Origin of the sequence: Anaerococcus urinomassiliensis, assembly GCF_900128425.1 — a bacterium.
GTDB lineage: Bacteria > Bacillota > Clostridia > Tissierellales > Peptoniphilaceae > Anaerococcus > Anaerococcus urinomassiliensis.
The window spans coordinates 1-23,897 of the sequence record NZ_LT635781.1 but is presented as its reverse complement, the minus strand read 5'-3'; the positions used below and the strand labels follow the sequence as shown (position 1 = coordinate 23,897).

The 23,897-nt window shown below is 33.6% G+C and carries 28 protein-coding genes, 1 tRNA gene and 2 rRNA genes; 8 read left to right on the top strand and 23 right to left on the bottom strand.

The window, feature by feature from the left end; all coding sequences use genetic code 11:
• Positions 1-244: 244 nt before the first annotated feature.
• The 13 genes from BQ7474_RS00195 to BQ7474_RS00140 form a co-directional block, all read right to left on the bottom strand.
• On the bottom strand, positions 245-859 hold the full coding sequence (locus BQ7474_RS00195; protein WP_073997071.1) for a superoxide dismutase: 615 nt from the start codon (positions 857-859) through the stop codon (positions 245-247).
• 71 nt (positions 860-930) lie between these two features.
• On the bottom strand, positions 931-1,374 hold the full coding sequence (locus tag BQ7474_RS00190) for a MaoC/PaaZ C-terminal domain-containing protein (protein WP_073997070.1): 444 nt from the start codon (positions 1,372-1,374) through the stop codon (positions 931-933).
• Positions 1,375-1,465: 91 nt separating this feature from the next.
• On the bottom strand, positions 1,466-1,759 hold the full coding sequence (locus BQ7474_RS00185) for a hypothetical protein (RefSeq protein WP_073997069.1): 294 nt from the start codon (positions 1,757-1,759) through the stop codon (positions 1,466-1,468).
• A 57-nt stretch (positions 1,760-1,816) separates the two neighbouring features.
• Entirely contained in the window at positions 1,817-3,601 is a 1,785-nt protein-coding gene (locus tag BQ7474_RS00180) for a C39 family peptidase (RefSeq protein ID WP_073997068.1), read from the bottom strand.
• A 91-nt stretch (positions 3,602-3,692) separates the two neighbouring features.
• Positions 3,693-4,400 (bottom strand): TlpA family protein disulfide reductase, encoded by a 708-nt coding sequence (locus BQ7474_RS00175; protein WP_073997210.1) that lies wholly within the window; start codon positions 4,398-4,400, stop codon positions 3,693-3,695.
• Entirely contained in the window at positions 4,390-5,235 is an 846-nt protein-coding gene (locus BQ7474_RS00170; RefSeq protein ID WP_082187853.1) for a 4Fe-4S binding protein, read from the bottom strand. The genes BQ7474_RS00175 and BQ7474_RS00170 overlap by 11 nt, the downstream gene beginning before the upstream one ends.
• A 1-nt stretch (position 5,236) precedes the next feature.
• Entirely contained in the window at positions 5,237-5,383 is a 147-nt protein-coding gene (locus tag BQ7474_RS11070; protein ID WP_268873852.1) for a CD1871A family CXXC motif-containing protein, read from the bottom strand.
• Positions 5,384-5,436: 53 nt separating this feature from the next.
• A complete protein-coding gene (locus tag BQ7474_RS00165) occupies positions 5,437-6,543 on the bottom strand; it encodes a sensor histidine kinase (RefSeq protein ID WP_073997209.1) in 1,107 nt (368 codons plus the stop codon).
• Positions 6,533-7,204, bottom strand: coding sequence for a response regulator transcription factor (locus tag BQ7474_RS00160; RefSeq protein WP_073997067.1), 672 nt, complete (start codon positions 7,202-7,204; stop codon positions 6,533-6,535). Before BQ7474_RS00160 ends, BQ7474_RS00165 begins: the two co-directional genes overlap by 11 nt.
• An 82-nt stretch (positions 7,205-7,286) precedes the next feature.
• A complete protein-coding gene (locus BQ7474_RS00155; RefSeq protein WP_073997066.1) occupies positions 7,287-7,532 on the bottom strand; it encodes a hypothetical protein in 246 nt (81 codons plus the stop codon).
• 14 nt (positions 7,533-7,546) lie between these two features.
• Complete coding sequence (locus BQ7474_RS00150; protein ID WP_073997065.1) at positions 7,547-8,077, bottom strand: DUF4256 domain-containing protein; 531 nt, start codon at positions 8,075-8,077, stop codon at positions 7,547-7,549.
• 474 nt (positions 8,078-8,551) lie between these two features.
• Entirely contained in the window at positions 8,552-9,280 is a 729-nt protein-coding gene (locus tag BQ7474_RS00145; protein ID WP_073997064.1) for a TIGR03915 family putative DNA repair protein, read from the bottom strand.
• A complete protein-coding gene (locus BQ7474_RS00140; protein ID WP_073997063.1) occupies positions 9,277-10,524 on the bottom strand; it encodes a putative DNA modification/repair radical SAM protein in 1,248 nt (415 codons plus the stop codon). The genes BQ7474_RS00145 and BQ7474_RS00140 overlap by 4 nt, the downstream gene beginning before the upstream one ends.
• 176 nt (positions 10,525-10,700) lie before the next feature.
• On the opposite strand from BQ7474_RS00140, the gene BQ7474_RS00135 reads away from it, so the two are divergent.
• The 3 genes from BQ7474_RS00135 (at position 10,701) to BQ7474_RS00125 (ending at position 12,717) form a co-directional block, all read left to right on the top strand.
• Positions 10,701-11,291 (top strand): hypothetical protein, encoded by a 591-nt coding sequence (locus BQ7474_RS00135; RefSeq protein WP_073997062.1) that lies wholly within the window; start codon positions 10,701-10,703, stop codon positions 11,289-11,291.
• Positions 11,292-11,315: 24 nt separating this feature from the next.
• Positions 11,316-11,933, top strand: coding sequence for a hypothetical protein (locus BQ7474_RS00130; protein ID WP_073997061.1), 618 nt, complete (start codon positions 11,316-11,318; stop codon positions 11,931-11,933).
• 67 nt (positions 11,934-12,000) lie between these two features.
• A complete protein-coding gene (locus BQ7474_RS00125) occupies positions 12,001-12,717 on the top strand; it encodes a hypothetical protein (RefSeq protein ID WP_073997060.1) in 717 nt (238 codons plus the stop codon).
• A 39-nt stretch (positions 12,718-12,756) separates the two neighbouring features.
• Here the strand turns inward: BQ7474_RS00125 and BQ7474_RS00120 are convergent, their stop codons facing one another.
• The 3 genes from BQ7474_RS00120 to BQ7474_RS00110 all read right to left on the bottom strand — a co-directional run bounded on the left by BQ7474_RS00120 (position 12,757) and on the right by BQ7474_RS00110 (position 13,965).
• Positions 12,757-13,116 carry a family 1 glycosylhydrolase gene (locus BQ7474_RS00120; protein ID WP_456236382.1) on the bottom strand — a complete coding sequence of 120 codons (360 nt, stop codon included), beginning with the start codon at positions 13,114-13,116 and terminating at the stop codon, positions 12,757-12,759.
• A 25-nt stretch (positions 13,117-13,141) separates the two neighbouring features.
• A complete protein-coding gene (locus tag BQ7474_RS00115; protein WP_073997059.1) occupies positions 13,142-13,867 on the bottom strand; it encodes a hypothetical protein in 726 nt (241 codons plus the stop codon).
• 22 nt (positions 13,868-13,889) lie between these two features.
• Positions 13,890-13,965 (bottom strand) — tRNA-Gln (locus BQ7474_RS00110).
• 224 nt (positions 13,966-14,189) lie between these two features.
• Here BQ7474_RS00110 and BQ7474_RS11035 point away from each other — a divergent pair.
• The 5 genes from BQ7474_RS11035 to BQ7474_RS00090 all read left to right on the top strand — a co-directional run bounded on the left by BQ7474_RS11035 (position 14,190) and on the right by BQ7474_RS00090 (position 18,831).
• A complete protein-coding gene (locus BQ7474_RS11035) occupies positions 14,190-14,810 on the top strand; it encodes a Na/Pi cotransporter family protein (protein WP_328585395.1) in 621 nt (206 codons plus the stop codon).
• On the top strand, positions 14,810-15,769 hold the full coding sequence (locus BQ7474_RS11030) for a Na/Pi cotransporter family protein (protein ID WP_328585394.1): 960 nt from the start codon (positions 14,810-14,812) through the stop codon (positions 15,767-15,769). Before BQ7474_RS11035 ends, BQ7474_RS11030 begins: the two co-directional genes overlap by 1 nt.
• Positions 15,770-16,150: 381 nt before the next feature.
• Positions 16,151-16,993, top strand: a complete 843-nt coding sequence (locus tag BQ7474_RS00100) for a DUF6612 family protein (RefSeq protein ID WP_073997058.1) — start codon at positions 16,151-16,153, stop codon at positions 16,991-16,993.
• A 20-nt stretch (positions 16,994-17,013) separates the two neighbouring features.
• Positions 17,014-17,844 (top strand): hypothetical protein, encoded by an 831-nt coding sequence (locus BQ7474_RS00095; RefSeq protein ID WP_073997057.1) that lies wholly within the window; start codon positions 17,014-17,016, stop codon positions 17,842-17,844.
• A 75-nt stretch (positions 17,845-17,919) separates the two neighbouring features.
• The gene (locus BQ7474_RS00090) at positions 17,920-18,831 is read left to right on the top strand and encodes a hypothetical protein (protein ID WP_073997056.1); all 912 of its coding nucleotides are present in this window, start codon (positions 17,920-17,922) and stop codon (positions 18,829-18,831) included.
• 449 nt (positions 18,832-19,280) lie between these two features.
• On the opposite strand, the gene BQ7474_RS10720 is transcribed toward BQ7474_RS00090, so the two are convergent.
• The 7 genes from BQ7474_RS10720 to BQ7474_RS00060 form a co-directional block, all read right to left on the bottom strand.
• Entirely contained in the window at positions 19,281-19,919 is a 639-nt protein-coding gene (locus tag BQ7474_RS10720) for a transposase (protein WP_218188966.1), read from the bottom strand.
• Between the two features lies 1 nt (position 19,920).
• Positions 19,921-20,862: a transposase gene (locus BQ7474_RS10715; protein ID WP_218188965.1), complete on the bottom strand. Its 942-nt coding sequence runs from the start codon at positions 20,860-20,862 to the stop codon at positions 19,921-19,923.
• Positions 20,863-20,959: 97 nt separating this feature from the next.
• On the bottom strand, positions 20,960-21,496 hold the full coding sequence (locus tag BQ7474_RS00080; RefSeq protein ID WP_073997055.1) for an Asp23/Gls24 family envelope stress response protein: 537 nt from the start codon (positions 21,494-21,496) through the stop codon (positions 20,960-20,962).
• 23 nt (positions 21,497-21,519) lie between these two features.
• Positions 21,520-21,849 (bottom strand): DUF2273 domain-containing protein, encoded by a 330-nt coding sequence (locus BQ7474_RS00075; protein WP_082187844.1) that lies wholly within the window; start codon positions 21,847-21,849, stop codon positions 21,520-21,522.
• Positions 21,850-21,859: 10 nt separating this feature from the next.
• Positions 21,860-22,405 (bottom strand): alkaline shock response membrane anchor protein AmaP, encoded by a 546-nt coding sequence (amaP, locus tag BQ7474_RS00070; RefSeq protein ID WP_073997054.1) that lies wholly within the window; start codon positions 22,403-22,405, stop codon positions 21,860-21,862.
• A gap of 522 nt (positions 22,406-22,927) precedes the next feature.
• Positions 22,928-23,044: ribosomal RNA gene (rrf, locus tag BQ7474_RS00065) — 5S ribosomal RNA — on the bottom strand.
• A gap of 185 nt (positions 23,045-23,229) precedes the next feature.
• Positions 23,230-23,897, bottom strand: a 23S ribosomal RNA gene (locus BQ7474_RS00060); the annotation flags it as partial.

Genomic DNA, 23,897 nt, shown 5'->3' with positions numbered 1-23,897 from the left:
TTTTATTGTTCTTTTCTCCTACAAATTCTAGAGTTCATCTAGTCTTCAGTTATAACTTAGAGCTATATTATATATTATAAAAACGTTTTTTGCAATACTTAATATTAAGGTTTTACAAAATTTTAACTATTTATTTCTGATCATATAATAATTAGACAAGAAAAGCCTATCCTTAATGACCTCTCCATTAGTTTGAGATCTCGAATAGGCTTTTTGCATCTATATAATTTTTAAGTCACAAATATTATTTACAATTTTTTTGGTATCTTTCTTCAGCTACATCCCAGTTTACAACTTTCCACCATTCTTCTAGGTATTTAGCTCTTGCATTTTGGTAGTCTAGATAATAAGCATGTTCCCAAACATCGTTGCCTAGAAGTGGAGTTTTGCCGCAAAGAATTGGATTATCTTGATTTTTTGTAGAGATAACTTCAAGACCTTCTTCACTTACAACAAGCCATGCCCAACCTGAACCAAATTGACCCTTGCCTGCTTCTTCAAATTCTTTTTTGAATGCATCAAATGATCCAAATTTTTCTTCAATTGCTGCTTTTAATTCACCAACAGGTTCACTTGATCCACCTGGAGTCATTGTATCCCAAAATAGGTTGTGGTTTAAAACTCCGCCAAGATTGTTGATAAGCTTTTGCTTTTTGTCAGCATCATCTGTAATATTTTCTATATCCTTTAATAGACATTTTGGACATGATTTTTCTTCATATCCTGTGCCTTCCAAAAGTTTATTTGCTGTGTCAACATAAGCTTGGTGGTGTTTGTCGTGGTGGAAGGTCATAGTCTCTTTTGATATGACTGGCTCTAGTGCATTATATTCGTAAGCTAATTTCTTAAGTTCTAGCATTATATAAAACCTCCTAGTGGTTTAATTTTCATTTGTACTTATTTTATACCCACAACTGATAATGAAAATCATTATTTATTATTATAATTCACTAGTCCACTTGCTTCGTAGTGCAAAACTGGTTCTTGATCAGGGTCATAGGCAGTTAATTTATAGGTCACAAAGCCATCAATACCCTCACGTCTGACTTTCTTTTCAGTAATTTCTACCTTTATATCATAAAGAGTATCTGCATATACTGGCTTTATCCACTGGCCACCATCTAGCCATGCGCCAGCCACAAGTCCATCCATATCTATGCCTGTTTTTACCCATTGCCCCCAAAAGGCCATATTTGCAAAAGAACCTGGGGCTATGATCCTACCAAACCTGGATTTTGCCGCAGCCTCTTTGTCTATATGAATAGGTCTTGGGTCGTATTTTTTGCCATATTCTATAATTTCTTCTTCTGTAAAAGATATTGGTTCAATTTCTTCATCAAAAATCATACCTACTTTATAATCTTCAAAATACATATCTTCACCTCTTAGGAAATTTTATACCCAATTTGCAAATAAATATCCATATATTTTTGCATACTAAAAGCACCCATAAAGGGTGCTAAAGTTAAATATATTGACTTAATACTATAGTCATTATTATAGGGCCAAAAATGACAGTTGCTACAAGGCAAAATACAAATGAATTTTGAGAGAGCCAAAATGACCTATAAGCAATTGCTTCTAAAAATAATAACACGGCTAATATTATGTAAGATTTACCTACATTTTTTCCTAATTTTATCGGGTCATCTACTTTTTCAATATTGATTCCATTTAATAAGTGGAGCATTTTTGTATTATAGAATTTTATTCCAAGTATCAAATATGTAAGACCTAATATCACTGTCATAACTACCATAACAAGCCTCCTTATTATTAACTATAATTTACCTAATTTTAAGATTTTAATAAATAATTATTTAATCTCCCAAGCCACAGTAACTTCTTGTTTTAATCTCCAGAAATCGTGAGCTTCCATGGTATTTTTCTTTGAATAAAATGGATCGTTGATGTAGAACTTGCCATCTTTGTAGGAATCAATTACCATATAATGGCCATTATTTATAAAATAACCATTGCCTACCCTTACAATGATAGGATTCTCTTTTAAGGCTTGAATAAAGGCTTTTTCATTTACCGTTACTGGATAAGATTTTAGTCCATAATTTTCTGGGCCCTCAATTAGATATTGCCAATCTGTTCCATTCCATGCTGTATAAGGTCTGGCGTCTATTGCTGTAGTTGTAGGATATATGTCGTTTCTGTTTAATTTTCTATTTAAAACCATGGCCATGGCTGTTGGTCCACAAGCGTATGCTCCAAAATTACCTGAGGCATAAGGCCTGTATTTCCACCTAGGGTCGTTTTGTGTAAAGTATGGAGTTTTACGGTTTAGGTACTTGCTAAATCCTCCTCTAAAATATCCCCTTGTTCCAGCTTGAGCTGGGTATCGGTTAACTTCACCAATATATCTTGCTACACCGTTTCCATCAGTTCTATATCTCTTGTGATTAAAAACTTTTTCTACATTTCTTTGTTTTTCTAAAGTCAATTCATGGAAGATATAGGTCTTTCCATTTATAACTTGAAGGCCTTCAGCTGGTTTACCATCTGAAAAATAATACTTATCTCCAACCCAACCTTTAGGGAAATTTCCATTTGATTTGGAAGCTTCTCCGTATTTGTTGAAATACCACCATTGGTTGTCGATTTTTTTGTATTGGCGATTATAGATTTTACCAGCGTTATCAAAACCATAAGTCATACCATCAATTTTTTTAAGACCCTTAGAATATGTACCGTTGGAATTAAAATATCCTAGCTTACCATTATAATAATCCCAACCTACATAGTGGGCTACTCCATTGTCCGCAGTATGGATTTTGTCAAAACCTTCATTTATTATCTGATTTCTAAGCATGAGTCCATCGATTTTGTCAAAGTAAAACCTATTGGTGCCTAAATCATTTAGTCCTCTTAATAAATTTCCTTTATCATTAAAGTAGTAAGATTTATCACCAAGACCCCTCCAGCCTTTTTGGGCAGCTTCTGTTAGCTTAACACTAGCATCGCTTCCTGCTTGGTAGGTCCCACCATCTGCAATAAATGTTTGATCAACTGCTAGATTGTAATCTCTATTAAAGAAATATTTTCTGCCATAGATGTCTTTTAGGCCTTGGTAGGCCTTGCCATCTTTGCCAGCGTAGTAAATCTTACCTCCAACAGATGCCCAGGTATCTTTAGCCTTGGACTCTTTTCCATCTACTACTTGGTATATTGTGTCATTTTTTAGTTTGTAAGTGCTTTGACTTTCCTCTTTTTCTTCAGCTATTTCATTATTTTCTTCTTTATCCGGTTTTGTATCTGGACTTTGGTAATCCTCTTTAAGCAAAGGCAAAAGCTCATCTAGATTTATGTCTTTATAATATACAAGCGGAGCATTTTCGGATGAATCTTCTGAGAATTTACTTATTTCATCTTTGCCATCTAGGTCTTCTTCCAATCCAGAATCAGAAATGTTATTAGTTAGCAAGATATTTTTATTTGCTAATTTTTCTACATTAGTATCTGTGATTTCTATAGTTTCATTTATATAATTATTATCTGTGGGAGATGTGTCAGCGGCATTTGCTACATTTGTATGCAAAAATGCAGATAAGGATATCACCGCACATAAAGTAAGAATTTTTTTATTAGCCATTATAAACTCCTTTACAATAATCTCCTTTAATTATATAATGCTTTATTCCATTAATCAACAAATAAAAAATGCACATATAAATGTGCACCTTTTAGCTGTTTTTTGATGATTCAACAGCTTTTTTAATATTTTCTTTTAGTTTTGCTACTTGTTCTTCAGGAATAAGGGCTCCTTCTATTGGATCTCCTATAATATTTCCGTTCTTGTCTACTACTATAGTTGTCGGATAGGCAAATATGTTTTCTAGGTAGTCTTTCATTTCACCCTCATAGTCAACCGCAAGTGTTTTGTATGTTGGCTTTTTGTCAGCTATTATTCTATCGAAGGCTTCCTTGGTAGATTCATCGTAATTTACATCTGTACACATGGATAGGAATTCTACCCCATCTTCCTTGTTTAGCTCATCTGCCAGGTCGTTTAGCTCATCCATCTCGTCTATACAAGCTGAACATCCTGTAAACCATAGGTTGATTACTGTAGCATCATTTTTTGCAATATCTTCGTTAGTAAAATCCTTGCCATCTTGGTCTTTTGATGTGAAGCTTGGTAATTTTGTGATTTTTTCTCCATTTGTTTCTGGCTCGTCTATAGGAAGATTTTCCTTTACTACATTTGCACCTTCAGGCATAGATTCCATAGCCTCAGCTGGTGCAGTTTCTTCTTTTGTTTCAGTTTTATCTTCAGTTTCTGCTTTAGCTTCAGTTTTAGTTTCATTTTCAGTTTTCTCAGCTTTTTGATTGCCACAAGCTGTAAGCATTAGACCTGCTAATAAAATAGCATTAAATTTTTTAATTTTCATCATTTTCTCTCCTTTTTATCATTGAGGTTGATATGGCCTTAGTAGGGCAAGCTCTGACACAGTCATTGCATCTGATACATTCGCTATGGCAAGAATTTTTCCTAATGTCAACGTCCATCTTGCAAACTCTGGCACATTTGCCACAGTCTATGCATTTTGACTTGCTAACTTCCATTTGGTAAAAACTATACTTATTAAAGAAAGCATAAAATGCACCCAGTGGACAAATCCACTTGCAAAATGGCCTATAAAATATGGTTGATAGGATTATGGTCACTATCAAAATTCCTAGCTTCCAATTAAATAAGGCTCCCATGCCAAGTCTTAGTGAAGGATTTTTAAGTGCTAGGGGAAATGCACCTTCTAGAATCCCTTGTGGACAGATGTATTTGCAAAAATATGGAGGAATTACTTCGTACACATCTCTTAAGACAAGACCTAAGGCAATCACTAGGGAAAATAGGATTCCATATTTGATATAGCGAAGTGGCCAAAGTTTCTTAGTGGACAATTTTTTACTTGGGATTTTGTGGATCAAATCTTGGAAGAAGCCAAATGGGCAAAGAAAGCCACATATGAGTCTTCCAAACATTACTCCAAAAAATGCCATTATGCCAAACACATAGTATGAAAATCTATACTTTTTGTTGCCCATAACAGCTTGCATGGACCCAATCGGGCAAGCACCAGCAGCACCAGGGCAGGAATAACAATTTAATCCAGGAAGGCATATCTTCTTTGTTGGTCCAGTATAGATTCTCCCTTTGAAAAAGTTCGGTATATGTATGTTGTAAACTAGTGTCGCTATAGCTTGTATAATATGTCTGGGATTCATCTTATCCAATTCCAATACACTCCAAACATAGTTTCACCGCTTTGTGAAAGACAGTGTCTACTTCGCCACGACTTGCCCCATATACCATAAAGACTAGAGAAGTGACAAATATTAAATTTCTTATTATTTTTTTGTCAATTTTTTTCATATCATTACCTCTAGAATAATATTAGCAAATGAATTGTTAATTCCTTGTTAAGATTATTTGAAAGTAAGGATAAATTTACTTCCCTTTGGCTCGTTGTCCAAAACTTCAATCTTTGCACCTAGGGAATCTGCTATTTGTTTTGATAAGGATAGACCTATTCCAAAGCCTTCTCCGTTTCTTGATTTGTCTGCCTGATAGAATAGATCAAATATTTTCTTCTTTTGCTCATCGGTCATACCAATACCAGAATCTGCTATCTCTATTTTTAATTTATCATCAATAACTTTAGTTTCTATACTTATAAATCCACCTTGAATATTGTATTTTATCGAGTTTTCAATTATGTTAAATAGCAATCTCTGCAAGAGTGCATCATCTGAATTTATACAAAGATCTGTATTTTTTTCAAAGTTTACCCTTAAATCTTTGCTAGCTATTTTATCTTCTAAATCAAATAATATTTCATCTATCAAAGAATTTATGCAGACCTTGCTTATATGTGGTTCTTGGTTTTTGGAAAAAATCAGAACGGAATTTATTAGATTTGTAAGTTTTTCTAGGGATTTATCCATTTTCTCTACAAAGACCCATGTATCATCATCCATTTCTTTTCTCTTGAAAACATCCACCTGAGCCTTCATAACTGCAACGGGTGTGCGAAGTTCATGGGCTACATTTGCCGAAAAGTCTTTTTGTTTTTTGTAGTCCTTGTAGACCCTATCCATGAGACTATTAAAGCTTTCTGACAAATCCACTATCTCACTTGATCCATCTTCTATCAAAAGTTTTTCTGAAAAAGTTTCTGGCCTATCTATATCAACTTTTGCAATATTTTTTTGGAGATCCTTTAGAGGATTCAAAATTTTTGTAATAATAAAGGCAAAAATCAAAGACCCAGTCAATATCACAATGCCAGTTACTATAAATGTATAGATTTTAAAATCAGCTGATGATTGTAGGTGGGCATTATTTACAGTTACAACTATGGAATTTTTATAGCTAGGCATCCATTCTTCAATCTGCCTTAGCATAATCTCAGTCATTTCTATTTGCTTTTGATTAATCAAATAATTTGTTATAGTAATCATAGCAATAAAAATGATAACAACAGCAGCAATCAGCTTAAAAACAATGGATTGATAAAATTTCTCAGTTTTCATAAATTCTATAACCCTTGCCAATTATATTTTCGATTTTGTTCTCTCCACTGGCTTCTTTTATTTTTTTTCTAAGAGAAGACATATGGACTCTTACAGAATTGGAAAAACTATCAGCATTGGAATCCCATACATGGTCTATAAGCTCTTCGCTTGATACATACTTTTCCTTGTTCAAAAATAAATATTCTAAGATTCCAGTTTCTTTTTGGGTTAGATTTAATTTTTGATCTCCTACAAAGGCTTCACGGGTAGTCGTATCAAAAGTCATACCTCCAGCTTCTAGTATTGGAGCTTCTGTAACAGATTTTCTTCTCAAAAGTGCCCTCATTCTGGCATCAAGCTCCTTTAGATCAAATGGCTTTACCATATAATCATTAGCCCCAAAATCAAGACCCTTGACCCTATCATCTATATCAGAACGAGCTGTAAGCATTATGATATTAACTTCTTTGTTAAAGTCACGGATTTCTTCTAAGACTTCAAAGCCGTCTTTTTTTGGCAAATTGATATCCAAAACAATCACATCATAAGTCTCAACATATGCCATATCGATAGCTTCTTCACCGTCTGTCGCCTTATCTACCGCATAACCATACATAGTTAGACCTTCTTCAAGTAAATCTATTAAATCTAAATCATCTTCTACAACTAATACACGCATACTTACCTCCATTTTACAGATATTATATAATATCTTTTGTTAAATTTACATAAAAAAAATACCAGCTCTCGCTAGTAATTTTTTATGACTTTGCAAAATAAAATCCTACCATCAGTATACCCACTAATAGGTAATCAAAAATATCTATATCTGCCAATCCTGTTAAATCTAAAATTATAAGAAGGATAAATACAATTGCAAGTACAAAAGAAGTCAGTTTATAATCCATTGTAAAGTAGTTTAAGGTTATTTTATTCGGTGTTCTAGTTACTTGCTTTCCTATTTTTATATTATATTTTCTAAATAATTTTCTAATTATATCAGGCATATTTGACTCCTAGTTTAAATTTTAACATAGCCACGGAATCCTCTTGATGCATAGTAGGAATCAGCTCCATTGTGGAAGGTAAAGACTCTGCCATATCTCTTTTCACAAAAGCAAGCCCCACCCCTTGCCCTCAAGTCATCTTCAGTTAAAATCCATGACGATGATTTTAAATCAAATTCAAAAAGTTCTTGAAGAGCATAGTACTGGTCTTCATTTAGAAGTTCGATTCCCATTTTTTCTGCTTCTTCCATGGCAGATGAATTTGGAGCATTCTTCTTTCTTTTTATTCTAGCTTCCTTGTCATAGCAAAAGCTCCTGCGCCCCTTGGGAGATTCCTTGGATAGATCCACAAATACTAATCCAGAAAATATAGGCAAATCAACAAGATTAACCTCTCCACCAGTTTCTTCCATTAGACACAAAGTTTCTAATAACTTTTTGTTCTTTAATAATTTCTCTTCAACTTGATCCCAATTTGCCTTTGGATGAAGGTCGAAATTACTATCGAATCTTTCTTTTAGTATTGAAATTAATTTGTCTTTCATAATTATCCTTTGTAATTGTTCTATTATTCACTTGTTAAACTCTTAGGAGATTATTAGGAATGATATAAAGATTTTCATAAGTAATTATCAAAAAATAATACCTTATATTTTTCTGATAGTTCAAATATGTACCGTTGGACCTCGGGGGATAGGAATTAGGGGTATCTAGCCCGTCCGGCTGACAGAGGACAGACCCCTTTTTCCTACGGAAACTCGCTTTATTCAAAGCTCTTTCGTGCTACCGCACTGAGTTTCCGGGTTAAACAGCCGAAATCAACGGCTGTTTAACTCCCCCGATCCCCCTATACCTTCTACACCCCCTCCGCCACTGCGTGGGGCAATGAGCAGTAGAAGTTTGCTTCGCAAATTCTTCTTAACTATTAACACATTACTTAGTTCATCGATAATATCAATTGACTATCTGATTTCTCCCGATTCGAATGAAGAAACTATAAAAAAACTCTATCTATATATTTATGATATTTCGTTCTTCTCAGGTAGGTACTTCCAATATTTTTTTGGCATATTAGATACCATCAATTTTTGGTTTTTTCTTTCCTCAATCCCTATGGCCTTATAAAACCCCTGCCAGGCGTCTTTAAATAATTCTTCCTCTTTACTATCTACCCCATTCATATTAAGTATTTCTACTATCTCCCAAGATCCCTTTTCGCAAAGACTTGCCTTCTTTCGATTCTTATCATATATGATAAATTTCTCATTTGGCATTCTCGATAAAAAATGTGGAGTCAAGTGTTCTATGATGTCATTTTCCGGCTCTATTTCTGCTAATAAATAATTTTCTTGGATCTCCCTAAATCTTGCTAGGCCCTTGTAGGTATGAACCTCGTGGTTGAAATTTCTTAATATTTGTCTAAATTTTACAGCGGCTTTTTTGGATGATCCCAGGTATATTCTGCCATATACCAGGCAGGATTTGATTGTGATAGCTATGGTTTCTTCTTTTGTGTCATCTTTTGACTTAAAGACTTTGTAGACATCAGATAAAAATTCATCTCCTATGTTATCTTTTATAGACATTAGGACTCTTTGAGCTTCTGGCAAATTTGTTTCTACAAGCTCACTTTGAAGAAAGTTTACTTGCTCACTTTCTTTTGAGATCTCACATTTGACTATTTCATTATATTTTTCAAATATTACAGTCATTAAACCGTCAAAGGTCCCATCGTAATTGTAAATCATGGAAGCTGCCTATCAAACATTGATAATTGTTGGTAATTTGAATTGTCTGGAGCTCTCATCATATCCCTAAGGTCCTTTCTATTTTTAAAACGTAGACCTCTATAGACTCCATTTACTAGGATGAAATGTTGGGCACGTTTGGTTGATATTTTCATTTGCTTTAGATTGTCATAGGATAATCTGTGAAATTTACGAGCAGCGATAATCCTATTAGCATAGGTTCTACCAAAACCAGGAACTTTCATCAGTTGGTCATATGTTGCAGTATTTATCTCTATAGGGAATCTTTCAATATTATTTATCGCCCAATTAGTTTTGGGATCAATTCTTAAATCTAAATTCGAATCTACCACTGATAATATATCATCAGCGGCAAATCTATATCCACGCATGAGAAAGTCAGCCTGGTATAGCCTATGTTCACGCAAGAGTGGAGCCTTATCAATTCCTTGAGTCCATTTTGACTTCACTACTGGTACAAAACCCGAATAATAAACTCTCTTTAAAGAATAGTTTTGGTATAGATTCTCACTAGCCTTGATAATTTCGTAATCACTTTCCCTATTTGCTCCAATTATCATTTGAGTCGTTTGACCTGCTGGAAGAAACTTAGGTGTGTGGGCAAACTTCATCCTATCAGCTCCATAAACCATTAGTTCGTTTTTTATATGATCCATTGGACGGGTGATATCTGCTATTTTCTTCTCTGGTGCTAGTTCAGATAGAGCTTTTTGGGTTGGAAGCTCAATATTTATAGACATCCTATCTACGAGTAAGCCCATTTTTCTTAGCAAATCGTAGCTTGCACCAGGAATTGCCTTCATGTGTATGTATCCATTGAAATTGTAGGTATTTCTCAGCAAATCAGCAACTTTGATTAATTGTTCCATGGTATAATCTGGATTTCTAATTATGCCAGATGATAAAAACAAGCCTTCTATATAATTTCTGCGATAAAAATTCATAGTAAGATTTGCCACTTCTTCTGGGCTAAACGTAGCCCTTCTCGTTTCATTATCCCTACGATTTATGCAATATTCACAATTATATATACAAGAATTGGTCATTAAAATTTTGAGCAAGGAAATACATCTACCATCTTCAGACCATGAATGGCATATGCCACCCATTGACCCATTACCTAGTCCTTTATTATGATTTTTTCTATTAGATCCACTAGATGAGCAAGATACATCATACTTAGCCGCATTAGCTAGAATCTCGAGTTTATCCCTTAATTTCATTCTATATTTCCCTAAACTTATATAATTTCAAAAATCTTTTCTAGTGGGTCTACTATACTATACCAGTCATTAATTGTCTAGTTATTATCTACAATTGTCATTTAATTTTACTCATGCAAATAAGATGTTAATGTTTTTTGCAAACGGGTATAAAAAGTAGAAATAAAGGAGGTTTTATGAATGTGAAAAATTTACAAAAGACCTTGTTAGCCCTATTAGCAATCCTCACTTTTGCTGCTTGTTCAAAAGATTTAGATAAATCTACCGATACTTCTACAGAAATTGTAAGTGAAGATAGTAAGCAAAGTGAAACTAATGATGAAAGTTCAAATAAAACAAATAAAGAAGCCAATACAAATGATGAAGGCAAAGAAGATACAGCCGATGGAACCAATATGATTGATGATGGAACGTACACCTCTAGTCTCGAGCCAGGCAGAAATGGAGAAAGAGAAGCTGACGGGTCTTGGGCCAATGTTTACGACATGGCTATAGATAAAGATATGTTAATTGTCAAAGGAAGCTTAGACTTTTTCTCAGATGATGATACTAGCAGTGAAGCAAAGCCTTTAGAGAATCAGGTCAATGTCTTTAAAATTGACGATGCTACTCAATTTACAACCCAAAGCAATTCAAGTACTGAGACAAATACCCATTCCAAAGAAGAATTCTTAAGTATGTACAATGAAACTAAGGACGAGCAACTTGCTTTATTTGTACAAGTTGCGGATGGTAGGGTAATTGAAGTTCATATGGGTTTGAAATAAAACTATTATAAAAAGGAGAAAATAATGAAAAAGAAAATACTAATGACTGCGGCTTTAGCACTTGCCCTAGCTAGTTGTGGCAATGCAACAGAATCAGAACAGACAAGCGAAAATACTAAAATGGCGACCAAGGAAGCTATTGTAGAGCCAATGGAATATGAAAACGAAGCTATTGCAGATAGTGAAAATCCTGAAAAAAATATAGAAGAAGATGCTAATGATACTACTCCTGATGATTCAAAAGAAGAATCAGAAGTAGGCGATAAGATGATTATAGAAGAACGTGATGGAAGATATTTTTCAACCCTAATGGCTTCAAAAAACGGAAAACGCAGCGAAGACTTCGACGCTGGATTTGTATCAAATCTAACAATAGAAGATGATGTACTCACCGTAGATGGTACCATTGATTATTTGGTCGATCTAGAAAACACAGAAGATGTCGAAAAATATGACAAGGGGTCTTTCCATTTTAACTTAAGTCCTGATGTTAAACTTCAATCAGCAGGCGGAGACCAAGAACCTACAGTCTATACTAAAGAAGAATTCTTACAATTCTATGAAGATGTCAAAGACTCTGGACTAGCCCTATTTATTGATGTAAAGGATGGCATAGTTACCTTAGTATCAATATCTTCATAAAATAAATTCTCTTCAAAATATTTTCTTATAGCTAAATAAGGGTAAAATATATAACAAGGAGAATATTATGAAAATTAGTAATAAAATTTTATTAACTGCAATCTTGGCAGTAAGCCTAGCATCTTGTACAAACTCCGATTCAGGAGAAAATGTAAGCGATGAAGCAGTAGCTAGTATGGAAAACACAAACGAAGAAAAAGATGTAGAAGCTGAAGAGACATCTAACGATGCTAATAACGAAGTTATCGAAATTGAAGATAAGGCAGAAACTGATGAAAAAGCTGATGATTCAAAAGCAGAAGAAAAGACAGTAATAAATGTCAAGAATCAAAATAAAGAAGAAAAAAAAGAAGATTCTAATAACGAAACTGCTGATGATTCACAAAATACAAGCGAAAGTGAAGAAGATATGGACAACCAAGACCAAGACGGAGTTTATTTTTCAAACCTAGTTGCATCAAAGGGCGGAGAACGTGATAGCGACATGGGGCTTGCTACAATTTCTAGTATCAAAATCGAAGAAGATACACTAATAGTAGAAGGCACCATGGACTACAGAGAAGATCCAAATTCTGAAGAAAGTCCAAAAGAGCTTGAAAAAAAGACATACAAATTTAAATTTAACTCTGATACCAAGTTCCAAGCAGTGGGCGGCCTAGCCGAACCAGAAATATTTACTCCAGCAGAATTTATTGAATACTATCAAGGTATAACAGATTCTGGCCTAGGACTAAATATCGAAGTAAAAGATGGAATAGCAAGTACAGTTTCCTTTGCTTCATAAGTTAAAAGTGATGATAGATAAAAATCTACCATCACTTTTTTAATCCAAATCTTCTCCATTTGATGCAATAACTTTTTTGTACCAATCAAATGATTTCTTTTTGCTTCTTTTTAGACTTCCATTTCCAGAGTCATCTCTATCAACATAGATAAAGCCATATCTTTTCTTCATTTGTCCAGTTCCTGCTGAAACCAAATCTATTGGCCCCCATGTTGTATAGCCCAATAAATCTACACCATCAATTTCCACTGCATCCTTCATCAGCTTTATATGCTCTCTTAGATAATCAATCCTATAATCATCTTCAACATATCCTTTTTCATCAGGCCTATCGATAGCACCAAGACCATTTTCTACTATAAATAATGGTTTTTGATATCTATCGTAAATATCATTCATTACTTTATAATAATATTACAAGCCTTTACTTATAATCTCCCACAAGAAGTGAGAAAGCAAAGTCATATCCTGCTCTTATTGCCACATTCATAGACTTTACATGGGAAAATTGGGTGGAATATATTACTGTTATTTCTGGGTTTTCTTCTCTTGCTATGTTGACTAGATTATTTACCAAGTATGAAGTCACATTTTTATATTTAGGAGACTTATCAAATTTCTCTACTCCTATTTCCCACAAGTATTTTGAGTTTTGATTGGCGCCTGCTATTGCTATAAGCCTTTCATTATCATAATAGGCTAGGGCAAGTCTATCTTTCCAAATTCCATCATCAAAGCTAAAGGCATGTTTAGTTACGCCTTTAAATTTTATAAAGTCTTCTTCTTTTATCCTAGTAAATTCATATGGACTATCTATTTTCTTAAAACTTCTACTTGGTCCCATAATTGGAGCCATATTTTTTAGGGTCATCTTGTGATTTTTAAGGATATCTTGTAGTTTTATAAGATTGGGAACTTCCATAAACCACTCAGCTGGGTAGTCATTGTATTCCCTTTCTAGTTCTTTAAGTAAATTTTTATCAGAAGAGCGAACTAGCAAGGAATTGCCCACGCAATTAATGGAAAGTGGATGGCGATTGTAGGATAAGAAACTATCATCGTAGTCATTTAAAATAAAATGATTTTTTCCATCTAATAAATTTTTATTTCCAAAGTCATTTTCTAATTGTTTTACTATATTATTATCCATAGGCTAATTCCTCACATAAAAATGGCTGGGATAGTAGGACTCGAACCTACGCTCTCCAGAGTCAGAATCTGGTGCCTTACCAACTTGGCTATATCCCAACATGTATTATAATTAACAATTATATCACTTATCGACTGACTATTAAAGTTTTTATTAAGACTAGGCTTATATTCTAATTTTAAGAAGTTTTAAAAGTATAAAAGGTAAAATTATTATAGCGGACTTTTTATTAGGTCTTATTTTGTACATAGTAAATAACAGCATTAATTATTTACTTAAAAATTAAATATAGATAAAAATAATCAATGATTATGGAGGGTATATGTCAATTAATTATTTTATCAAATTATTGGGAGGTCTGGCCCTGTTTTTGTACGGGATGGCCATGATGAGCAAGGGATTGGAGCTTGCCGCAGGTTATAAGCTTCGTGTCATTATTGAAAAGATGACATCCAATTTCTTTAAGGCGATCCTTGTTGGGGTGATAGTAACCGCCATTATCCAATCATCATCTGCTACAACTGTCATGGTTGTAGGTTTTGTAAATGCGGGCTTGATGAATATCTACCAAGCCGTTGGGATAATCATTGGCGCAAATATTGGTACAACTATCACCGGTCAGCTAGTAGCCTTAAATATTTCTACCATTGCTCCGATAATAGCCTTTGTATGTTTCGTATTGAATACTTTTTCTAAAAAAGAGAGGAAGACTTTTTTAGGACAAGCTATTATGGGACTTGGGTTTCTATTTATGGGTATGGAATTTATGAGCACGGCCATGGAACCACTAAGGGATTATCCTGGTTTTGTCACACTTATGACCAAATTTCAAAATCCTTTCCTAGGAGTTTTGGCTGGTACACTTATAACTGCTCTTATCCAATCATCATCAGCATCTCTTGGTATCTTACAGGCTATTGCTAACCAAGGTGTATATACATAGTGTTTGGCTTTAATATAGGAACTTGTATTACATCAGTCTTATCTGCACTTGGATCATCCAAAAACGCAAAGAGGACAGCTCTAGCCCACGTGCTTTTTAACATAATAGGAACAATAATATTCATTATTGTCGCTATGTTCTTACCAATAGATGAAATTGTACTAAGGCATTCTAGGGACTTGCCAGCGGCTCAAATAGCAAATCTACACACCTTGTTTAATATTGCAACGACTATAATTCTGGTTCCTTTTTCAAGAAAACTTGCAGAATTATCAGTAAAATTAATTCCTGGTAAGGACAAGGAACAAGAAGAAATGAGCTTACAATATATAAACAAAAACATAACTAAAGATGTGAATGCTACATTTACAGATGTTAGGGCTGAAATAAATAGACTCTTGGCCATAGTAGATCTTAATTACGAAGATTCAATGGATATCTTGGCGAAATTTGATGAGGATAAATACCACGATATTTTCCATAGAGAAAAAATTATCAACCACTTAAACAAAGAAATATCTGCTTTCATAATAGATGCTCTATCCATGTCTATGGATGAAGATACATCAGCCAATTTCGTATCTTATTTGAGAATATCAAGAAACCTAGAGAGAGTTGGTGATCATGCCAAAAATGTTGCTGAAGTTGCAAAGCTTAAGTCTGAACAAAAACTAGACTTCACAAACATAGCTTATGAAGATTTGTACACATTAAATGAATACACAATAAAAATGCTAAAGTCCTTGAGAGAAGACTTACCAAAAGATGAAAGAGTAAAAATAGTAAGTGACTACTACAAAATCGTAGAAAGAGATGTAGAAAAATGTAGATATGACCATATGCTAAGAATGAGAGAAAGACAATGCGATCCTGAAAGCGGCTTAGTATATGAGAAAACTCTAACAGCTTTGGTAAGGATATCTTCATACCTATTAAAAACAGTTAAAATATCTATATAAGACGGGGCTGTTGCAAAATAGATAAATCGTTCCTATATCATTCGAGCACCCTCCCAGAAAGTTTGGCCTCCCTGAGCCGGCGGGCTAAACCTCAAACTTTCTGGGAGTGCACTCAAATGATGGAACGTTAGATATCTATCAATTTGCAACAGCCCCTTTTTGTGCAAGCTTCTCTATCAAATATGGTTTATTTCTTAACATATCCCCACATATAATTCCTGCTATTTTATTTCATATTTTTGTTTATCTTTTTTATAATCGGGTAATTAAAAAATATATTTATCCGCTAAAGCAAATCGCAATTATTTGTTAATTAGATAAATATTGTTACAAAACTTATTGTAATATATGCATTTATAAGAGATAGCGAAAGGAAATTTTATGAAATACAAAATAAGCTTAGTCATAGCCATTAGCTTGGCCCTACTTACATCATGTAATAATCCAGCCGATCAAAATAATAAACAGGTTAAGGTGTCACAAAGTGAAACAAGTGAGGAAAAAACTGAAAATACGGCAGAAGATACCAATAAAGATAATAAAACAGAAAGCAAGGAAGCAAAAGAAGAAGAGTTAAGCAAAGAAGAATTATTTAGCAAATTAAATGAACTTTCTAGTTTAGAATCCTACAAGATTGAAACTAGATCAGAAAAAATAGCAAAAGCAAATTCTGATAATCCAGAAGTAATAAATTCCACCGATGCAAAATTAGAATATATCAAAGAGCCACATATCTACCATGCCCTATATCAGATTCACGATCCTGCTGTAGGTGAAATGGAAACTGAAACTTATCAAAATGGAAGAGTTGCGGTCACAAGGCAAGATGCTAGCGCTTGGATGAGAACTGAAATACCAGAAAATGAAACAAATGACGAGAACAATATTATAGTAAACGAACTTGATGATTATTACACAGTAAGCGAAACTGACGATTACTATCTTTTAGAGATAGAAACAAGTCCAGACAACCTCGAAGAAATTAAGGATTTGATAATGGGTGATGAATTTGAGCAAATATTTGATGGTGAGCTAACAACTATTAGAATTAACCACAAATTTGACAAGAAAACCCTTTATCCAATCAGCTATGACTTGGAGGCTGAGTCTATAAATGAAAATGGTGACATAACCCTATATAAAAATAATGATATTTATAAAGAGGTAAATGCAGTAGAAGACATTCCTATACCTGATGAGGTTAAGGCTTTGTTAGAAGAATAATATAGGAAAGGAAATGTTAAATGAAAGTTAAAAAGGAAATTTTTATATTGGCACTTGTCCTGTCGATTTTAACAGCTTGCAATATAAATAGTAACTCTACAAAAGAAACTAGCAAAGTTACCGCAAATGACACGGCAAATATAAAGACTAAGGAAGAAAACAGGAAAGATGATACGAGCTTAGAAGAATCAAAAGCTGATAATCCACAAGTAGATGATAAGAAAGAGCCAGATAAGCTAAGCAAAGAAGAACTTTTTAATAAATTAACTGAGGAAGGCAGCCTGGATTCTTACAAGATAGACACCACCACCAAGCAAATAGCTAAGGCAAATTCTAGCAATCCAGAAGAATTAAATGCTACCGAAGGTTATGTAGAATTTAATAGAGAAGCTAATATCTACCATTCCCTATATACTATATACGACCCTAGTGTAGGCCAAATGGAAATGGAATCCTATCAAGTTGATAATCTAATGGTTTATAGAAAAGATGATAGTGGATGGATTAAAACACAGATGACAGATGGAGAAGATGTTTACAATCTTTCAGATACTGATAAAAACAGTAATAAAATCTTTAAAGAGCTTGAAAAGTATTATGAGCTTATTGAAAATCCTGACGATTATACCATAGAATTAGAATCCAATCCTGAGAATATAAATGAAATGAAGGATATTATCATGAAAGACACATCAGGTCAAGTTTTTGTTGGAGAACTAACATCTATCAAGTCTTGGCACAAATTCCGCAAGGATAATATATATCCTATTTCTTATGATTTTGAGCTAGAATTTACCGATGAAAACGAAGACGTTAGGTTTATAAGCACACAGCTGAATACAAAGAAATAAATGAGATGAAAGAAATAAATATACCTGATGAAGTAAAGACGTTATTAGAAGAATAAAACAGAAGAGGATATTAAGATGAAAATTAAAATCGGAAAATATTTAATGCTATCCCTTACCCTGTCCATGCTAACAGCTTGTAGTGCAAACAACGAAAAAACTAGCCCTACAGAAGAAACAAGTGAAGTTACTGCAAATGACACAGCAACCACAGAAACAGATAAAACAAACAAGGAATATGAGGAAAATAAGCTAGAATCAGAAACTAAAAATCAAGTCGTCGATGAAAAAGAAGAAGTAAAAGAAGATGATTTTGAAAAAGAAGATAGTGTAGAAGAAAAGCAAGATGACGGTAAAGATTCAGCTGAAAAAGAAACCTTGTTTGACCAAATAAAAACAGAAAATGACAAAGTAAGAAAAGTCAATATGAAATCAGAAATTAAAAAAATAGACCCAGATAAGACTAATATACAAACATTTGATGCCGATGCCCTATATGGTGATGATTTGCTTATCATAAAAGCTGATACAATTTCTGAATCAAACGACGGCTACTACCAAGAGGTTAAGTTTGATGAAAATGACAACACTAAAGCTTACATTATAGAAAGACAAGCTGGCGAAGAAGAAACAACTGTCACAGAAGCAACAGTTGATACCTACGACCTTCAACCAGACTATCATAGGCTAATACAAGCTGTTATGGACTTAAAAGATAATCTAGAAGTAAGTGAAGATAATCAAACCATCAAGCTAATTCTCAAAGATGATGCAGAAGACGTTCTAAAATATATCGAAAACGAATACAACATAAAACTAACACTAGTAGAAGAAGATGAAATAGAAAAATCAATGGAAATAGAATTTGACAAAGAAAGCAAATTACTAAAGAGCATCCACCTAGAGCTAGATCCTCAAATAGACGAACTAGAAGGTCACAAAATCAAGATAGACTCTCAATTTGCAGGCCATGATTTTAATAACAATTAGATAAGTCTATACACTCTCCAGTATGGAGCTTTTGCAAATTGATAGATATCTAACGTCCCATCATTGGAGTGCACCCCCAGAAAGTTTGAGCTTTAGATCTCCGTCTGACAGAGGTCTTTCTTCTAGAGTGCTCGAATGATATAGGAAGGATTTATCTATCTTGCAACAGCCCATTATTATTAATCTATACTATATAAAACTACTAAGGCTTTCAAAGTTTTTTTAATAGTTATTTATATCTTTCTTAGAAAGATTACAATCTTTAAAAAATATAGAAAAAAAGGTGATGTTGCAGAATAGATAAATCTATTCTGCTCATCACTTTTTTTCTTGTATATCTGTATCAAGCCATTAATTTTTATAGAGTTTTTTAAGATATGAGTGAACTTTTCCACATTTTTCTTAAAAATAGGGTCACTTAATAGAGCTTATAAAAATAATGTTTTTTCTTAAGCAGCTTTGTATTTTATGATTTCTAAGTTTTTGTTTTCTATTTTGGATGCCAGTTTATTTAAGTTGAGCGCTATTGATAAAAGGCATATTTCACTTATTATATTTGCTTTTCCTCTATGATGGAATCTGTTGTAGTCTAGCCCTGATTTTATTTTAGAAAATGCTCCCTCAGCTTGGATTGATCTATTTAATCTTTCCTCTATTCCTTGGTCGGATATTATGTTTTCTAATGATTCTTTCCTATATTTTTGGAATGTTTCTGATATGTAGATGCCTTTAGTTTTTTGTCCATCTTTGTTCCAATGGAAACACCTGTAGATTTTTGTGGTTGTTACATATCCATTTTTTCTTTTTCTATATCTGTCATTGCATCTTATGAATTCTTTACCTTCTTCTGATATGTATTTGTCTTGATTTTCATCATATATTAGGCTTTGTTTAAATTCTTGTTCTTTTTTATATTTTCGTGTTTTTGATTGTTCATAGTTTGATGGCTTTATGTAGGATGTTAAGTTATTTTCTGCAAGATATACATAGTTTTCTTCGCTTTCATATCCTGCATCTGCTACTACTTTGTATAGTTTGTTTGGGTAACTTTTTAGTAGTTTTGTTAAGAATGGCTTTAGCGTATACATATCAGATGGGTGATGGGATACATTTTCTCCTATGATGAAGCCTGAGGCACTTGCTAGGTCCTCCACGAGCCGGACGGGCTAGTTCATTATATGCTGGCTTTAGTTGACCATTTCTCATGTGGTCTTCTTTCATTCTCATAAAGGTTGCATCATGGTCTGTTTTTGAGTAGGAGTTTCTGTAATCGCCCATTATTTCTAGATGTTTCTGGTAAGTTTCTAGTTTGCTTTTCCAATCTTTTAGCATTTCATACTCACGCTGAAGCTGATGTTTTCTTTTGCCTTGTCCAAATACAAAGTTGATTTTCTTTTCTATGCATTCTTTACTAACTTGATTAAATACTATTTTTACTACTTCTAATACTTGGCTTGCAGTTAGGTCTTTGTTTAAATTGAAGTGTTTTATTATTCTCATCCTTAGTTTTTCTTGCCACTTTTCTATGCTTCCTTTCCATACAAAGCTATATCTATTGGCGTAGGCTTCTATTTTTGTTCCATCTATGTATATACTTGATAGGTCTATCTGATTTTCTTCTATTAATATTTGGACCATTTCATTTAGTAGATTGGGGGTTAGATTTATTATTTTTTGTCTAAATCTATTTATTGTTGAGTGATCTGGTGGAGTTTGTCCATCAAGAAGATATTTTATTCTTAGATCATATTTGCATGATTTTTCTATTTCTCTTGATGTAAATATTCCTTCAGAGTAGCAGAATATTATTATTTGAAGCATTGTTACTGGGTTAACAGTAGGTTTTCTTCCAAATGATGAGTAGACTTTCTTTATTTCTGTTAGGTCTATCCTTTCAATTATATTTTTTACAAGCCTTAGTTTTATGTCATCTTGGATGTATACTTCGGTGTTAAAATTTAATTTTAATTGAATTGTATCATCAACTAGTGTAAAATTAGTTAATGATGATGTATTAATATTTTGTTTCATAAATACATTGTATCAGAAAAAGACGAGGATTTTTAGTTTCCTCGTCTTTTTTCTATGTTAGGACTTTTGCAACAGCCCCTTTAAAATTAAAAACTTACTATCTTAAGGAAGATCCTTGATTATAGCTAGAGTCTTCATTATTTGTATTTTTTCTTTTAATTTCGTATTCTTTTTTAGTCATTACATCGTCAACACGAACATTAACTTCAACAACTTTTAGTCCAGTCATTTGTCCAACAGATTGAGCTATATTTCTTTTTAACTCTTCAAATACTTTTGGAGCTGAATATCCATACTCTAAAATAATTGCGGCATCAATAGCAGCTTCTTTTTCACCAACTTCAGCTGTTATTCCCTTAGTTAGTGAACGTCCACCAAATTGTTCAGATATTCCAGAGAAGAAACCACCCTTCATATCTAATACTCCAGCAACTTCTTGACAAGCTATTGAAGCTATTTTTTCTATTACAGAACCGTCAAATGTAAGCTTTGATTCATGAGCTGGCTTATTATCTTCTTTGAAATTTTCTTGGAAATCATTTACAAATTCTTCCTTTTGTTGAGCTCTTGCTCTTTGATCCGCTTCCTTTTTGTTAACGCCTGCTAATTCATTGTATTTTTCTTCATTTGCCATATTAATATCTCCTTTTTTTATTATTATCTAAAAAATTTTTCCAACATAAATATTATTTCCGGATCACCATCTTTATACTTGCCATAAATTTTGCCAATATTGTATAAGATTATAATCAAGAGAGTTCTAAAAAATCCTATTGTTAAAAATAGTATTGAAACAACAAGTCCAAGTATTGTATATTTGAACTCATTCCAATGAGAACTCGCAAAGTTTTTAATTTTACCTATAAAAAACGAATCTGCTTTTTCCTTCTTTTTTTCAATTATAACTATTTTTTCACTAGTATCTTTTAATATAGAGTTCTCATAATCATTTTGATAATCCGAATATTTTTCATAATTATTTTTCATATGAAACCTCTTAAACTACTCTCTTATTAGAATCTTTTTTAATATCGTAAAATTCTAAATCAACCTTATTTACAGGATAACCTGTGAAAGTTTCTAAACTTTGTGCAATATCTTCTTTTATAGTTTGTCCTAATGAATTTAAATTCTCTCCTTCATAAACACCACATTTGACCCTAGTATTTATTTCGTTAGAATCTCCATTTGTAACCTTGATAATTGCATCTGAATTTCTAATCTCTGGATATTTTCTTACAGTCGTAAGTACATTATCTATAATTGCTCTAGAACTAATGAGCATATCACCAGAATCACCTTTATCAATTACATAATCGTTAGTTGTTGGAAGAGCAATAGTTTTAATCAAAACATATAAAGCTAATAATGCTCCTAAAATAGCAACTACAGTCAAGAAATAGTAGAACCATCCTTGTCTATTGAAATTTTCTAGTGTTGCTGTGACTTTGCCAAAATCAAATATCAAGAAATATGAACAAAATATAGCAAGTAATGTGGCGATAGAAAAAATAATATTAATCCATTTTCGCCATCTTTTCAATTAAATACCTCCACTTCAAAAATTTACTCCCCATATAATATAGATGTCCCAAACTTTAATTTTTACTCATATTCTCAAAAAAATATTTTTAAAATATTATCAATTACGTTATTTATAAATATACATGATTATATGTCCACAATATAACAAGTCCCTTAGCAAAAATATTTAAATGTCAACTTATAATTATTTTGTGAAATTATAATTTTGATATCGGCATTTCTCTTAAAAATTTAAGAAATAAATAGGATCTATAATAAAAAAACATTGGCAATTATTATCTAATTCACTATTTTTACATATAAAGATTTATTTAAGCTAGAAGCTAAATTTGATGCATTTACGTACAAAAAAAGATCTAGTCAAATGACTAAGTCTAAATTCNAAATATGCCTTGATTTGGCATATTTATGCCGAAAACTTAGCCCGGTAGGGCGGAAGAGCTTTTGAAAAAAGCGGGTTTTCGTGTTAGGTGTATCCTGTTAATAAAAAAGAACTAGTCAATTGACTAGCTCTTAGATTATTTGGCGACTTCCTACTCTACCGGGAGGTTGCCCTCCGAGTACCATCGGCGTTATGAGGCTTAACTTCTGTGTTCGGTATGGATACAGGTGTATCCCTCATGCCATCATCACCATATTCTTTTGAACCTTCTAAATAGCTAGTCGAGTTAAAGGACTTAGCTTAAGCTTTTGTTATACTTACGACTTGTCCGTAAGTGTCTTGCCAAGCTAGAGCTCTTCGAGCTCTACCGTTGGGACACTATCGACTAGGACCTATCATACATTTGCTTGGCAAATGTGATTAGGTCCGTAACAATATTTCCAGTCAAGATTTAAAGTTTAGTATCCTTTAGCTTAATACATTACTGTACTTACACCTTGGACCTATCTAAGGTATTTTCTTTACCTTCTTTTAGAAATCTTATCTTGAGGGTTGCTTCGTACTTAGATGCTTTCAGTACTTATCAATGCCATACTTAGCTACCCAGCTATGCTTCTGGCGAAACAACTGGTACACCAGTGGTATGTCCATCCCGGTCCTCTCGTACTAGGGACAGCTCCTCGCAAATTTCTTACGCCCACGCTGGATAGGGACCGAACTGTCTCACGACGTTCTGAACCCAGCTCGCGTGCCTCTTTAATGGGCGAACAGCCCAACCCTTGGGACCTACTTCAGCCCCAGGATGAGACGAGCCGACATCGAGGTGCCAAACCTCCCCGTCGATGTGGACTCTTGGGGGAGATAAGCCTGTTATCCCCGGGGTAGCTTTTATCCGTTGAGCGATGGCCCTTCCATGCGGTGCCACCGGATCACTAAGTCCGTATTTCTACTCTGCTTGATCTGTATATCTCGCAGTTAAGCTCGCTTGTGCCTTTGTACTCTGCGAATGGTTTCCGTCCATTCTGAGCGAACCTTTGAACGCCTCCGTTACTTTTTGGGAGGCGACCGCCCCAGTCAAACTGCCAAACTGACAATGTCCATTGCCCAG

Coding starts and splice junctions, on each gene's coding strand:
- BQ7474_RS00195 (WP_073997071.1), bottom strand. CDS start 859: ATGCTAGAACTTAAGAAATTAGCTTACGAATATAATGCACTAGAGCCA.
- BQ7474_RS00190 (WP_073997070.1), bottom strand. CDS start 1,374: ATGTATTTTGAAGATTATAAAGTAGGTATGATTTTTGATGAAGAAATT.
- BQ7474_RS00185 (WP_073997069.1), bottom strand. CDS start 1,759: ATGGTAGTTATGACAGTGATATTAGGTCTTACATATTTGATACTTGGA.
- BQ7474_RS00180 (WP_073997068.1), bottom strand. CDS start 3,601: ATGGCTAATAAAAAAATTCTTACTTTATGTGCGGTGATATCCTTATCT.
- BQ7474_RS00175 (WP_073997210.1), bottom strand. CDS start 4,400: ATGAAAATTAAAAAATTTAATGCTATTTTATTAGCAGGTCTAATGCTT.
- BQ7474_RS00170 (WP_082187853.1), bottom strand. CDS start 5,235: ATGAATCCCAGACATATTATACAAGCTATAGCGACACTAGTTTACAAC.
- BQ7474_RS11070 (WP_268873852.1), bottom strand. CDS start 5,383: ATGAAAAAAATTGACAAAAAAATAATAAGAAATTTAATATTTGTCACT.
- BQ7474_RS00165 (WP_073997209.1), bottom strand. CDS start 6,543: ATGAAAACTGAGAAATTTTATCAATCCATTGTTTTTAAGCTGATTGCT.
- BQ7474_RS00160 (WP_073997067.1), bottom strand. CDS start 7,204: ATGCGTGTATTAGTTGTAGAAGATGATTTAGATTTAATAGATTTACTT.
- BQ7474_RS00155 (WP_073997066.1), bottom strand. CDS start 7,532: ATGCCTGATATAATTAGAAAATTATTTAGAAAATATAATATAAAAATA.
- BQ7474_RS00150 (WP_073997065.1), bottom strand. CDS start 8,077: ATGAAAGACAAATTAATTTCAATACTAAAAGAAAGATTCGATAGTAAT.
- BQ7474_RS00145 (WP_073997064.1), bottom strand. CDS start 9,280: ATGATTTACAATTACGATGGGACCTTTGACGGTTTAATGACTGTAATA.
- BQ7474_RS00140 (WP_073997063.1), bottom strand. CDS start 10,524: ATGAAATTAAGGGATAAACTCGAGATTCTAGCTAATGCGGCTAAGTAT.
- BQ7474_RS00135 (WP_073997062.1), top strand. CDS start 10,701: ATGAATGTGAAAAATTTACAAAAGACCTTGTTAGCCCTATTAGCAATC.
- BQ7474_RS00130 (WP_073997061.1), top strand. CDS start 11,316: ATGAAAAAGAAAATACTAATGACTGCGGCTTTAGCACTTGCCCTAGCT.
- BQ7474_RS00125 (WP_073997060.1), top strand. CDS start 12,001: ATGAAAATTAGTAATAAAATTTTATTAACTGCAATCTTGGCAGTAAGC.
- BQ7474_RS00120 (WP_456236382.1), bottom strand. CDS start 13,116: ATGAATGATATTTACGATAGATATCAAAAACCATTATTTATAGTAGAA.
- BQ7474_RS00115 (WP_073997059.1), bottom strand. CDS start 13,867: ATGGATAATAATATAGTAAAACAATTAGAAAATGACTTTGGAAATAAA.
- BQ7474_RS11035 (WP_328585395.1), top strand. CDS start 14,190: ATGTCAATTAATTATTTTATCAAATTATTGGGAGGTCTGGCCCTGTTT.
- BQ7474_RS00100 (WP_073997058.1), top strand. CDS start 16,151: ATGAAATACAAAATAAGCTTAGTCATAGCCATTAGCTTGGCCCTACTT.
- BQ7474_RS00095 (WP_073997057.1), top strand. CDS start 17,014: ATGAAAGTTAAAAAGGAAATTTTTATATTGGCACTTGTCCTGTCGATT.
- BQ7474_RS00090 (WP_073997056.1), top strand. CDS start 17,920: ATGAAAATTAAAATCGGAAAATATTTAATGCTATCCCTTACCCTGTCC.
- BQ7474_RS10720 (WP_218188966.1), bottom strand. CDS start 19,919: ATGTATACGCTAAAGCCATTCTTAACAAAACTACTAAAAAGTTACCCA.
- BQ7474_RS10715 (WP_218188965.1), bottom strand. CDS start 20,862: ATGAAACAAAATATTAATACATCATCATTAACTAATTTTACACTAGTT.
- BQ7474_RS00080 (WP_073997055.1), bottom strand. CDS start 21,496: ATGGCAAATGAAGAAAAATACAATGAATTAGCAGGCGTTAACAAAAAG.
- BQ7474_RS00075 (WP_082187844.1), bottom strand. CDS start 21,849: ATGAAAAATAATTATGAAAAATATTCGGATTATCAAAATGATTATGAG.